Here is a 12,358-nt window from a genome sequence, read left to right as displayed (position 1 = left end):
CGAGCGCGCCACGGGCCTCCCGTCCGTCGTCCGGTCGCGTCAGCCCGCCGGGTCAGCGCCCACGGTCCAGCGCACCGGGATCAGCGCACCGGGTCCAGCGCCACGATGAGCACGCCCGCCCACTGGGCGGCGAAGGCCACGACCGTCAGGGCGTGGAAGACCTCGTGGAAGCCGAACACCGTCGGTGCCGGGTCCGGTCGCTTGAAGCCGTAGACGAGCGCGCCGATCACGTAGGCCAGCCCGCCGGAGAGCACGAGCACCGTCATCGGGACGCTCGCGGCGAAGAACTGCGGCAGCAGCCCGAGCGCGGCGCAGCCGAGCACGAGGTAGATCGGCACGTACAGCCAGCGCGGCGCGTTGATCCACAGCACGCGGAACGCGATGCCGAGTGCGGCGCCGGACCACATCACCCACAGCACCACGACCATGAGCGTGTGGGGCAGGGCGCAGATCGCGATCGGCGTGTAGGTGCCGGCGATGAGCAGCAGGATGTTGGTGTGGTCGATCCGCTTGAGGACCTTCTTCACCGCGGGGCCCCACGGGAACCGGTGGTAGGTCGCCGAGACGCCGAACATGAGCAGGGAGGTCGCCATGAAGACCGCGCTGCCGGCCTTCGCGGCACCGCTGTCCGCCAGGCAGATGAGCACGATGCCCATCGCGACGGCGAACGGGAACGTGCCGAGGTGGATCCAGCCGCGCCAGGCCGGCCGGGGTTCGGCGGCGGCCGCCTCCTCGGTGAACGGCACGTGGGGCAGCGTGGCGGTCTCGTCGTGCATGGGCCGACAGTAGGGCCCCTGGCCGAACGGCAGCCGAGCGTCCATGGCCTGCTCGGCTCCAGCGCGGTCCGGGCGCGGTGCACTACAGTCGTGCCGTGACCGGCAGGGTGGGATGGGCAGGGCGCGGCGTCCTCTACCGTGCCTACCAGCGTCGTATCCGCCGGCAGATCGACACCCGCGCGATGCCGAAGCACGTCGCCATGATCGTGGACGGCAACCGTCGCTGGGCGAAGCAGCTCGGCCTCGAGTCGGCCGCGCACGGGCACCGGGCGGGCGCCGCGAAGATCCCCGAGTTCCTCGACTGGTGCGACGACCTCGGCATCGAGGTCGTGACGCTCTACCTGCTGTCCGCCGACAACCTGACCGGGCGCGGCGGCGAGGAGCTCGAGCAGCTCGTCGGCATCATCGCCGACCTGGCCGGCACGCTCGCCGACCACCGGGACTGGCGGGTCCAGCACGTCGGCGCGGACGAGGGGCTGCCCCCCGCCCTCGTGTCCGCACTGACCGCCGCCGAGGCCCGGACCGCCGACCACACCGGACTGCACGTGAACCTGGCGGTCGGCTACGGCGGCCGTCGGGAGATCGCCGACGCCATGCGGAGCATCGTGCGCGCCCACGGCGAGGGCGGCGGGACGCTCGACGACCTGGCCGAGGTCCTGACGCCCGAGCTCATCGGCGACCACCTGTACACGCAGGGTCAGCCGGACCCCGACCTGGTGATCCGCACCTCGGGGGAGCAGCGGCTGTCGGACTTCATGCTCTGGCAGAGCGCCCACAGCGAGTTCTACTTCGTCGAGGCGTTCTACCCGGACCTGCGCGAGGTCGACTTCCTCCGCGCGGTGCGCGACTTCGGGCTGCGGTCCCGGCGCTTCGGCGGCTGACGGACGCCCCGGCACCGGACTGCGCCGATCGGTCAGGGTTCGCTGCGCCTTCACCATCCCAGTAGACTCACAGGGTTCCCATCCCACGGAAGGTTGCCCCTGTGAACATCGCCGAGTACGTGAGCGGCTTCGCCGAGGAGCCCGGCTACCTCGACCACGCCGCGTTCGGTCCCGTGCAGACCGCCGTGCTCGAGGAGCAGCGGGTCCTCGGGACGATCCAGGAGCGCATGCGCTTCGGCGCGATGGAGACCATGGACGAGCAGGACGCCCGGGTCCGCACGGTCGCCGCCCGACTCGTCGGTCGCCGCGAGGACCAGGTGGTCTCGCAGGCGGCGACGACGCCCGGGCTGCTGCACACCGCCTTCGGCCTGACCGGCGGGGTGCTCGTCGCCGCGGACGAGTACCCGTCGCTGCCGCTCGCGCTCGCCAGCGCCGCCTCGGCGACCGGCGGCCGGGTGCAGCCCGTCGTGGTGGAGTCCGGCGCCGGGTGGATGACCCCGTCGCTGATCGCGTCCCGCCTGACCGACGACGTCACCGCCGTGGCCGTGTCGCTCGTCGACTGGCAGACCGGGTACCTGGCCGACCTCGCCGCGATCCGCGAGGTGATCGGCGACCGCCTGCTCATCGTCGACGCGATCCAGGGCTTCGGCGTCGTGGACGCTCCCTACGAGGTCGCGGACGTCGTGGCCACCGGCGGCCAGAAGTGGCTGCACGCGGGGTGGGGGACCGGGTTCACCGCGTTCAGCGACCGGGCACTGAACCGGCTGCGTCCGGCGCTGTCCGGTCCGCACGGCACCACCGGCTGGCCGACCGAGGTCCCCTCCGTCAAGCCCGGTGCCGCCGGGTACCAGATGACCCGCATCGACCCCGTGGCGCAGGCCCGGATGGCGGTGTCGCTCGAGCGGCTCGTGTCGGTCGGCGTCGGCGCGGTGCAGGAGCGCGTCGCCGAGCGGGTCGAGCGGGTGTTCGACATCGCCGACGAGTTCGGGCTCGAGGTCGAGTCGAGCCGCGACCCGCGCGAACGTGCCGGCATCGTGGTGCTCCGACCGGCCCAGGGCCGACTGACGGCGCTGTCCGCGGCGCTGCACAACCACGGGGTCACGGTCACGACGCGCCTCGGGGTCGCCCGCGTGTCCGTGTTCGCGTCCACGACGGACGCGACGCTCGACGTGTTCCGCGACGCCTGCCTGTCCTACGCGACGATGCAGTAGCGCGCGAGCGCGGTGCGCTCCGCGCTGCGCGGCGCTGCCTCCCGCGCCCGTGCCGCCGTTCACGCGACCGTAACCTGCGGCTCAGCGTGTCGCGGAGTCGGTGTCAGGGGCGGGTCGTAGCTTGGCCGCATCGGGCACAGTGCCCGGTCGAAGCGGCCACGGTCGGTGCTTCGGGACCGCTCCACGGCCGCGTTCGAGGACAGTGACCGGGCCGAGCGCGGCCCGGGGATGGAGTGGTCGTGACCTCTCAGAACGTCTCTCGCGAACCCGCCCAGCGGCCCACCGCGGACCCGTCCACACCGGTCGCCCAGCGCACGTACGTGCTCGACACCTCGGTGCTCCTCAGCGATCCGCGGGCCCTGTTCCGGTTCGCGGAACACGCGGTGGTCCTGCCCGTGGTCGTCGTCAGCGAGCTCGAGGCCAAGCGCAACGACCCGGAGATCGGGTACTTCGCACGCCAGGCCCTGCGGTTGCTCGACGACCTGCGCATCGAGCACGAGCGCCTCGACTTCCCCATCGCGCTCGAGGACGGCGGCTCCTTCCGCGTCGAGCTGAACCACTCCGAGCAGTCCGTCCTGCCGTCCGGGCTGCGACTCGGTGACAACGACTCGCGGATCCTGGCGGTCGCGTCGAACCTGTCGAACGACGGGCTCGACGTCGTCGTCGTGTCGAAGGACCTGCCGCTGCGCGTGAAGGCGTCGTCGATCGGCATGGCGGCGGAGGAGTACCGCGCTGAGCTCGCGGTCGACTCCGGCTACACGGGCATCACCGACCTGCAGGTGTCGGGCGAGCAGATGTCGGACCTGTACGAGCGCGAGGAGATCCGCTCGTCGCAGCTCGCGGGCGTCCCGGTGAACACCGGTGTCGTCATCCACTCGGAGCGCGGGTCGGCGCTCGGCCGCGTGCACGAGGCCGGCGCCGTGTCGCTCGTCCGCGGCGACCGCGAGGTCTTCGGCCTCCGCGGCCGGTCCGCCGAGCAGCGACTCGCGATCGACGCCCTGCTCGACCCGGAGATCGGCATCGTCTCGCTCGGTGGCTCGGCCGGTACGGGCAAGTCCGCGCTCGCGCTCTGCGCCGGGCTCGAGGCCGTGCTCGAACGGCAGCAGCACAAGAAGATCATGGTCTTCCGGCCGCTCTACGCCGTGGGTGGCCAGGAGCTCGGGTACCTGCCCGGCGACGCCGCCGAGAAGATGAACCCGTGGGCGCAGGCCGTGTTCGACACCCTCGGGGCGCTCGTGTCCGACAACGTGCTCGACGAGGTCGTCGAGCGCGGCATGCTCGAGGTCCTGCCGCTGACGCACATCCGCGGGCGGTCGCTGCACGACGCGTTCGTGATCGTCGACGAGGCGCAGTCCCTCGAGCGCAACGTCCTGCTCACGATGCTGTCGCGCATCGGGCAGAACTCGCGCGTGGTGCTGACGCACGACGTGGCGCAGCGGGACAACCTGCGGGTCGGCCGGCACGACGGCATCGCGTCGGTGATCGAGCGGCTCAAGGGGCACCCGCTGTTCGCGCACGTGACGCTGACGCGCTCGGAGCGCTCGGCGATCGCCGCGCTCGTGACCGAGCTGCTCGACTCGCCCGACCTGGTGTAGCGCGGCTCCGCGCGCCGGCACGAGGCTCGGCTGGGCGGACACCTTCGCGGTCGCGCGACCGCGGACGTGTCCGCTGGCGCGAGCCTCGCGCACGGACGCGACCGGGTGACTGACGCGACCGGGTGACGGACGGGAGGCGCGGTGCCGGCCGGCACCGCGCCTCCCGTCCGTCGGGTGGGGACCCGCGTCAGTTCGGGTGCGTCATGCTCAGCACGTCGAGGGCGCTGTCGAGCTGCTCCTCGGTGACCTCGCCGCGCTCGACGTGGCCGAGGGCGACGACGGCCTCGCGGACGGTGATGCCCTCGGCGACGGCGTACTTCGCCACCTTGGCGGCGGCCTCGTACCCGATCACTCGGTTGAGCGGGGTCACGATCGACGGCGACGACTCGGCGAACGAGCGGGCGCGCTCGAGGTTCGCCTCGAGTCCGTCGATCGTCTTGTCGGCGAGGACGCGCGAACTGTTCGCGAGCAGGCGGATCGACTCGAGGAGCGCCGTGCCCATCACCGGGATGGCGACGTTGAGCTCGAAGGCGCCCGAGGCCCCGGCCCACGCGACGGTGGCGTCGTTGCCGATGACCCGCGCGGCGACCATGAGGGTGGCCTCGGGGATGACCGGGTTGACCTTGCCGGGCATGATCGACGAGCCGGGCTGCAGGTCGGGGATGTGCAGTTCGCCGAGGCCGGTGTTCGGCCCGGAGCCCATCCAGCGCAGGTCGTTGTTGATCTTCGTGAGGCTGACCGCGACGACCCGGAGGGCACCGGACGCCTCGACGAGGGCGTCCCGCGCGCCCTGGGCCTCGAAGTGGTCGAGCGCCTCGGTGATCGGCAGGCCGGTGTCCTCCGCGAGCCGTGCGATGACCTGCTGCGGGAAGCCCTTCGGCGTGTTGATGCCGGTGCCGACCGCGGTGCCGCCGAGCGGGACCTCGGCGACGCGGGGGAGCGTCGCCTGCACCCGCTCGACGCCGAGCCGGACCTGCCGGGCGTAGCCGCCGAACTCCTGGCCGAGCGTGACCGGGGTGGCGTCCATCAGGTGGGTGCGGCCGGACTTCACGGCGTCCGCCCAGAGGGTCGCCTTCGCCTCGAGCGACGCGGCGAGGTGCTCGAGCGCCGGGACGAGGGTGCGGATGAGGGCCTCGGTGACGGCGACGTGCACCGACGTGGGGAAGACGTCGTTCGACGACTGCGAGGCGTTGACGTGGTCGTTCGGGTGGACGTCCGTGCCGGCGATGCGGGTCGCGAGCGTCGCCAGGACCTCGTTCATGTTCATGTTCGACGAGGTGCCGCTGCCGGTCTGGTAGACGTCGACCGGGAACTGGTCGTGGTGCTCGCCGCCGATGATCGCGTCCGCGGCCTGCGCGATCGCGTCGGCCACTGCCGGGTCCACGATGCCGAGCGACCCGTTCACCACGGCCGCAGCCCGCTTGATCCGCGCGAGGGCGACGATCTGCGCCGGCTCGAGCCCGCTGCCCGAGATTGGGAAGTTCTCCACCGCGCGCTGCGTCTGCGCGCGGTACAGGGCGTCGACGGGCACCCGGACCTCGCCCATCGTGTCGTGCTCGATGCGGAAGCCGTCGGTCTGGTCGGTCTCGGTGGTGGTCACGTCGTCGTGGTCCTTCCTGTGGTGCACGGTCGGGGCGGTCGCCCCGCTGGCTCGGTGCCCGTCGGGGCGGTCGCCCCGCTGGCTCGGTGCCCGGGGGTGTCCGGGCGCTCGTGGTGGCGACCGGTCAGGCCTGGCCCACCACGGTGTCGATGGTGACCTCGCCCGTGGCCAGGTCGTAGGTCGCCCCGACGACCGCCAACCTACCCTCGGCGATCGCGTCCGAGACGGCGCCGGAGCGCTCGATCACCTGGCGGAGCGTGGCCTCGAGGTGCGCGGCGCCGACCGACTCCTGCGGGAGCTCGGCGTCGGTCGCCCGGACCTGTTCGACGCTGGGCGCGATCGCGTCGACCAGGGCCTGCAGGTGCGGAGCGGGGACGGGCTCACCGGACCGGGCGGCGGCCACGGCGCCGCAGCGCGTGTGCCGGAGCACGACGACGAGCGGAGTGCCGAGGGCGACGACGGCGAACTCGATCGAGCCGAGCACGACGTCGTCGACGATCTGCCCCGCGTTCCGGATGGCGAACAGGTCGCCGATGCCGGCGTCGAACACGTGCTCGAACGGCACGCGGGAGTCGGAGCAGCCGAGCACGGTCGCGAACGGTGCCTGCGACCCGGTGAGCTCGCCGCGGCGGTCCGGGTCGATGCGACCCGTGCGGCGCTTGTCGGAGGCGAAGCGGGCGTTGCCCTCGACGAGCAGGCGGAGGGCGTCGGACGGGGTGGATGCGGCGCGGTCGGGCATGGTCTTCCTCGTGCTCGGGGTCGGTCGGGTCTGCTGCTGCTGGTGGCTGCTACTGCTGCTGGGCGAACTGCTCGGTCACGGCGCGGGCGACGGTCGTGAAGGACCGGTCGTCGGCGGTGCCGGACAGGACGATCGTGTTGCTGCCGAAGGTGGTCACGAGGGAGTACGCGTGGTTGCCGGCGTCGCGACCCTCGTCGCGGCGGTCGTACACGGTCCACTTCGTGCCGTCGATGGTGCGGTCACCGGTGGCCGGCTTCTGGTCGAGCTGGTTCGACACCCACGACGCGTTGGCCTCGAGGCCCTGCTGCAGACCGATGTACTGCCGGTCCGGCGTGACGAGCCCGACCGTCCACACCCGCACCCCGTCGGACGTCTTGTCCTGGAAGTCGGCGCGGTTCGACGTGAAGCCGTCGGGCAGGTCGGGCGCGGCCAGCGTCACGCCGGGCACGTCCGCACCGGCGGCCACCTGCTGGTAGTCGACCGAGCGGTCCACCGTCTGGTTCGGTCGGACCACGACGAGCACGAGGAACAGCACGATGCCGAGCGACGCGATGAGGGCGATGACAAGGTTGAAGGCGGTCTGGTGCTCGCGGCGCGCACGGCGGGCGGCGTCCTTCCGCGCCCAGGTCTCCTCCGGGGTCTCCGGCCGACCGAGCTCGGCGACGACGGGGCGTCCGTCCCGGTCGGTCACCGGACCGCTCCGTCCTGGTCGCCGGCGGCCTGCGCGCGGTCCGCGTCGGCCGAGGCGGCACGGGCGGCGTCGAGCCGGGCACGCGCGCCGACGAGCCACTCCTCGCACCGGGCGGCGAGCGACTCGCCCCGTTCCCAGAGCGCGAGCGACCGCTCGAGCGTGGCGGACCCCTGCTCGAGCTCGGCGACGACGCGCACGAGTTCGTCGCGCGCGGCCTCGTAGCTCAGCGACTGCACGTCGGACGGCACGGGTTCCTGCTGGGTCGACACCCCTCGATCCTACCGAGCAGCCCCCGACGCGACGTACCGCGGCCCGGGTCCGTGGAGGAGGTGGTCAGGCGCCGGAGCCCTCAGGTACCGGAGCCCTCAGGCGCCGGAGCCGTCAGGCGCCGGAGCCGTCCGGCCCCGGTCCGTCCGGTTCGAGCGTGCCGGTGGCGGTGCCGGCACCGAGCGTGACGTGCACGGGCGTGGCACCGTCGAGGTCGTCCGAGCCGCGAACCACCCCGCCGTCGGTGGTCTGCACGATGGCGTACCCGCGCCGCAGGGTGTCCCGCGGCGACAGCGACCGGAGCCTGGCGGTCAGGTGTCCGACGTCGGCGTGCGAGCGCTCGAGTCGGCGGTCCACGAGCTCCCGCGCCCGGGAGAGGTCGCGCGCGACCTCCTCCGCCCGGGTGTCGACGAGCCACGCGGTCGACGCCAGGGCCGGACGGGAACGCAGGGCGGCGATCCGGTCGGCCTCCACGGCGAGCACGTGCGACAGTCGGAGGCCCAGGCGGGCACGGGCCTGCCGGACGTTGGCGAGCTCCTCGGCGACGTCCGGCACGACCCGCTTGGCGGCGTCCGTCGGGGTGGAGGCCCGCAGGTCGGCGACCTCGTCGAGGATGGGACGGTCGGCCTCGTGCCCGATGGCCGAGACGATCGGGGTCGTCGCGGCCGCCGCGGTCCGCACGAGCCCCTCGTCGCTGAAGCCGAGCAGGTTCTGGAAGTCGCCGCCGCCGCGCGCGACGATGATGACGTCGACGGTGGGGTCGGCGTCGAGCTCGACGATGGCGGCCGTGACCTCGCCGACGGCCCGCTCGCCCTGCACCGCGGTGTGGACCGTCCGGAACGCCACCTGCGGCCACCGCAGCTGTGCGTTCCGCTTGACGTCCTTCTCGGCGTCGGAGTCCTTGCCCGTGATGAGCCCGATCCGGTGCGGCAGGAACGGCAGGCGGCGCTTGCGCGACGGGTCGAACAGCCCCTCGGCCGCCAGGGTCCGTCGCAGCCGTTCGAGGCGCTCGAGCAGGTCACCGAGTCCGACGTGCTTCATCTCGACGACCTGCATGGTCAGCGAGCCGCCCTTGACCCAGTAGTTCGGCTTGACGGCGGCGACGACGCGGTCGCCCTGCTTCAGGTCCGCCGGCACCCGGGAGCGCACGCTCGACCAGATCGAGAACGACACCGTCGCGTCGACCTCGACGTCCTTGAGCTTGCCGTACACGTTGCCGCCGGCGACGTTCCACTGGGTGATCTCGCCCTCGACCCACGCGGTGCCGAGCCGGTCGATCCAGTCGCGGATCTTCGCGCCGAGCAGCGCGACGGGCCACGGGTTGTCGGCCGTCGGCGGGCCCTGTTCGATCGCCATGCCCCCATGCTGCCGCATCCCGCGGACAGCGCCGCACGGCCCGCACACCGCGGCCGGGTCGACACCCAGGCCGCACGCCCGCCCGACACCTATCATCGGGGGCGTGACGATCACCAACGGCCGCACGGTCCCGCTCGCCCCGCCCCGGGTGCACGCCGCGCGGGGCCGCCTGCGGGACGAGCCGGTCGCCGGCGCGAAGAAGGTGCTGCTCGCCGCCCCGCGCGGGTACTGCGCCGGGGTCGACCGCGCGGTCGTCGCGGTCGAGAAGGCCCTCGAGCAGTACGGCGAGCCCGTGTACGTCCGCAAGCAGATCGTCCACAACGTGCACGTGGTCTCGACCCTCGAGCAGCGCGGTGCGGTGTTCGTCGACGACGTCGCCGAGGTGCCCCGCGGCGCGCACGTCGTCTTCAGTGCGCACGGTGTCTCGCCCACGGTCGTCGCCGGTGCCGCGGAGCGCGACCTGCACGCGATCGACGCCACCTGCCCCCTCGTCACGAAGGTCCACCGCGAGGCCACCCGATTCGCGAAGGCGGACCGCACGATCATCCTCATCGGGCACGCCGGCCACGAGGAGGTCGAGGGCACGATGGGCCACGCGCCCGAGCGCACGATCCTGGTCAACGGGCCCGAGGACGTCGCCGCGCTCCAGGTGTCCGACCCCGACAACCTCGTGTGGCTCTCGCAGACCACGCTGAGCGTCGACGAGACGATGGAGACCGTCCGCCTGCTGCGCGAGAAGTACCCGTCGATCCAGGACCCGCCGTCCGACGACATCTGCTACGCCACGCAGAACCGCCAGGTCGCGGTGAAGAAGGTCGCCCCCGCGGCGGACCTCGTCATCGTGGTCGGCTCGGCCAACTCCTCGAACAGCGTGCGCCTGGTCGAGGTCGCGCTCGAGCACGGTGCACGATCGGCGCACCGCGTCGACTACGCCGAGGAGATCCGCCAGGAGTGGCTCGACGGCGTCGCGACCGTCGGTGTGACCAGCGGCGCCTCCGTCCCCGAGGAACTCGTCGCCGAGGTCCTCGAGCAGCTCGCCGACGCCGGGTACGGCTCGGTGGAAGAGGTCGTCACCGCCCACGAGGACCTCATGTTCTCGCTCCCCAAGGAGCTCCGCACCGATGCGTCGGGCGCCCCGACGCGTGCGCTCGGCGGGCGACGCCGGTGACCGCGCCGCAGGGGGACTGGGCGGCGGTGCCGGTCCGCGACCCGGGTCACGTCGACGAGACCGCGCTCGGCCGGGAGGCACGACCCGCCTCCGCGACGTCGGCCGGCGGTCGCGCGGACGGCCGGGTCCACGGCCGTCCGGCACCGGAGTACGGCGAGTACGCGCCCGAGGGCTGGGTGAACCCGGTGCTCGTCGAGCAGGAACGACAGGCGGCGGAGCAGGAGCGGCAGGACGCGGCGCAGCGACGGGACGCCGATGCGCGACGTGCGTCCGACCCGACCCGATCGACCTCCGACCAGCGCGACGGCCGGGGCGGCTCGTCGTCGGCCCCGGCGTCCGCGCCGGTCAGTCCCTACGGTGCCTCGCGGCTCGACTTCGTGCTCACCGTCGGCCTGCTCTTCATCGGGCTCTGGTCGGTGTTCACCGCGCTGTCGACCGGCACGGTCGCGAGCCTGACGCGCGAGTACGTCACGGGACGGTTCGGCGAGATGGCGTCGCCTGCTGACCTCTCCTCGGCGGCGGTCGTCCGCGCGGTCGTCCTGGCGGTGACCTTCGCCCTCGTCGCCTGGTGGTCGGTCCGCCGCCTCCGGGCCCACCGGTGGACCTTCTGGGTGCCGCTGGTCGGTGGCGTGGTGGCGAGCGTCCTGGGCGCCGTGCCGATGCTCGTCGTGGTGTTCCAGGACCCGGCCGTGCAGGAGTCGATCCGGCGGGCGACCGGCGGCTGAGCCGCCGCTGGCCTAGCCAGCCAGGAAGGCGGCGACCGCGCCGTGCAGTGCCGCGAGGTCGTCGACGTGCACGAGCTCGCGCACCGAGTGCATCGACAGCAGCCCGACGCCGATGTCGATCGTCGGGATGCCGAGCCGGGTCGCCGCGATCGGGCCGATCGTCGAGCCGCCCGGGATCGTGTTCACGTTGACGAAGGGCTGCCAGGTCACCCCGGCGGCGTCGCACGCGGCAGCCCAGACCGCCTCGCCCTTCGCCTCGGTCATGTAGCGCTGGTTCGCGCTGATCTTCAGGAGCGGACCCGCTCCCGGCCGCGGCCGGTTCGTCGGGTCGTGCTTCTCCGGCTGGTTCGGGTGCACGAGGTGCCCGGCGTCGCTCGAGAGCAGCCACGAGGCGCGGAAGGCCCGTGCCGCCTCGGAGCGGGTGGCGCCGAGGCCCTCCTGCACGCGGCCGAGGACGTCCTCGAGGAACGGCCCGCCCGCACCGGACGGGGTCGACGAGCCGATCTCCTCGTGGTCGAACGCGGCGAACACCGGGACGTGGTCACCGTCCGCCGGGGCCTCGATGATGCCGCGGAGCCCGGCGTGCACGCTCGTCAGGTTGTCCATCCGACCCGACGCCAGGAACGCGCCGTCGATGCCGATGCGCGCCGGGGCCTGCGTGTCCGCGAGGAAGAGGTCCCACGAGACCGCCTCGCCGACGCGGCCGCGCAGCCAGTCGAGCACGTCCGTGCCGCCGAACGCGGCATCGATCCCGACGACCGGCAGGGTGTGGCGCTGCCGGTCGATCTCCTTGCCGTCGTTCACGCCGCGGTCGAGGTGGATGGCGAGGTTCGGGATCCGGGCGACGGCGTCCGTCGACACGAGTCGGACCGCGCCGTCCGCGTCGACCACGCGGCCGGCGATGCGGAGGTCGCGGTCGAACCACGTCGACAGGAGCGCGCCGCCGTAGACCTCGACGTTGAGCTGCTCCCAGCCGCCCGTCCGGACGCCGGGGTTCGGCTTGATGCGGAACCCGGGGGAGTCGGTGTGCGCGCCGAGGATACGGAACGGGGTGGTCGCGGTCGCCGACTCCGGCAGGCGCCAGGCGATGACCGCACCGTCACGGACGACGACGTACGCGCCGGCCTCGGTGGGCCAGGCGTCGAGCTCCGACAGCTCGGTGAACCCTGCCGCCACGAGCTGGTCGCGCGCGACCGCGGCCGCGTGGAACGCGGTCGGGGACTCGGTGACGTACTGGGCGAACGAGGAGGCGATGGCGTCGGTGGTCACCCGCCCATCGTGTCACGGGCCGTGGTGGTGACCGGACGCAGAACGGGGCGCGTCCGTCGGACGCGCCCCGTTCCTCCCGG

The 12,358-nt window shown here is 73.1% G+C and carries 12 protein-coding genes; 5 read left to right on the top strand and 7 right to left on the bottom strand.

Features of this window, described 5'->3' with window-relative positions:
* Positions 1-80 precede the first annotated feature (80 nt).
* Positions 81-776 (bottom strand): PAQR family membrane homeostasis protein TrhA, encoded by a 696-nt coding sequence (gene trhA, locus QUG92_RS04340; RefSeq protein WP_220456235.1) that lies wholly within the window; start codon positions 774-776, stop codon positions 81-83.
* A gap of 95 nt (positions 777-871) precedes the next feature.
* Here trhA and QUG92_RS04335 point away from each other — a divergent pair, with 95 nt between their 5' ends.
* From QUG92_RS04335 to phoH2, 3 genes are all read left to right on the top strand, one after another.
* The gene (locus QUG92_RS04335) at positions 872-1,657 is read left to right on the top strand and encodes an isoprenyl transferase (protein ID WP_259346194.1); all 786 of its coding nucleotides are present in this window, start codon (positions 872-874) and stop codon (positions 1,655-1,657) included.
* A gap of 101 nt (positions 1,658-1,758) precedes the next feature.
* A complete protein-coding gene (locus QUG92_RS04330; RefSeq protein ID WP_289457786.1) occupies positions 1,759-2,868 on the top strand; it encodes an aminotransferase class V-fold PLP-dependent enzyme in 1,110 nt (369 codons plus the stop codon).
* A 239-nt stretch (positions 2,869-3,107) separates the two neighbouring features.
* The gene (gene phoH2, locus QUG92_RS04325) at positions 3,108-4,463 is read left to right on the top strand and encodes an RNA 5'-3' helicase PhoH2 (protein ID WP_259346193.1); all 1,356 of its coding nucleotides are present in this window, start codon (positions 3,108-3,110) and stop codon (positions 4,461-4,463) included.
* Between the two features lie 187 nt (positions 4,464-4,650).
* Here the strand turns inward: phoH2 and QUG92_RS04320 are convergent, their stop codons facing one another.
* From QUG92_RS04320 to xseA, 5 genes are all read right to left on the bottom strand, one after another.
* Positions 4,651-6,063, bottom strand: coding sequence for a class II fumarate hydratase (locus QUG92_RS04320; protein WP_182047147.1), 1,413 nt, complete (start codon positions 6,061-6,063; stop codon positions 4,651-4,653).
* A gap of 124 nt (positions 6,064-6,187) precedes the next feature.
* Positions 6,188-6,802 carry a carbonic anhydrase gene (locus QUG92_RS04315; protein WP_069711694.1) on the bottom strand — a complete coding sequence of 205 codons (615 nt, stop codon included), beginning with the start codon at positions 6,800-6,802 and terminating at the stop codon, positions 6,188-6,190.
* Between the two features lie 49 nt (positions 6,803-6,851).
* A complete protein-coding gene (locus QUG92_RS04310; RefSeq protein WP_289457784.1) occupies positions 6,852-7,493 on the bottom strand; it encodes a DUF4245 domain-containing protein in 642 nt (213 codons plus the stop codon).
* Complete coding sequence (locus tag QUG92_RS04305) at positions 7,490-7,762, bottom strand: exodeoxyribonuclease VII small subunit (RefSeq protein ID WP_069711692.1); 273 nt, start codon at positions 7,760-7,762, stop codon at positions 7,490-7,492. Before QUG92_RS04305 ends, QUG92_RS04310 begins: the two co-directional genes overlap by 4 nt.
* Before the next feature lie 112 nt (positions 7,763-7,874).
* The gene (gene xseA, locus QUG92_RS04300) at positions 7,875-9,116 is read right to left on the bottom strand and encodes an exodeoxyribonuclease VII large subunit (protein ID WP_289457783.1); all 1,242 of its coding nucleotides are present in this window, start codon (positions 9,114-9,116) and stop codon (positions 7,875-7,877) included.
* Between the two features lie 103 nt (positions 9,117-9,219).
* Here xseA and QUG92_RS04295 point away from each other — a divergent pair, with 103 nt between their 5' ends.
* A complete protein-coding gene (locus QUG92_RS04295; protein ID WP_434533038.1) occupies positions 9,220-10,284 on the top strand; it encodes a 4-hydroxy-3-methylbut-2-enyl diphosphate reductase in 1,065 nt (354 codons plus the stop codon).
* A complete protein-coding gene (locus QUG92_RS04290; RefSeq protein ID WP_289457782.1) occupies positions 10,281-11,009 on the top strand; it encodes a DUF6264 family protein in 729 nt (242 codons plus the stop codon). Before QUG92_RS04295 ends, QUG92_RS04290 begins: the two co-directional genes overlap by 4 nt.
* 12 nt (positions 11,010-11,021) lie before the next feature.
* On the opposite strand, the gene QUG92_RS04285 is transcribed toward QUG92_RS04290, so the two are convergent.
* Positions 11,022-12,278 carry a M18 family aminopeptidase gene (locus tag QUG92_RS04285; RefSeq protein WP_182047143.1) on the bottom strand — a complete coding sequence of 419 codons (1,257 nt, stop codon included), beginning with the start codon at positions 12,276-12,278 and terminating at the stop codon, positions 11,022-11,024.
* Positions 12,279-12,358: the final 80 nt, after the last annotated feature.

Source organism: Curtobacterium citri (assembly GCF_030362955.1).
GTDB classification, from domain to species: Bacteria; Actinomycetota; Actinomycetes; order Actinomycetales; family Microbacteriaceae; genus Curtobacterium; species Curtobacterium citri.
This window is presented reverse-complemented; position numbering and strand designations above follow the sequence as displayed.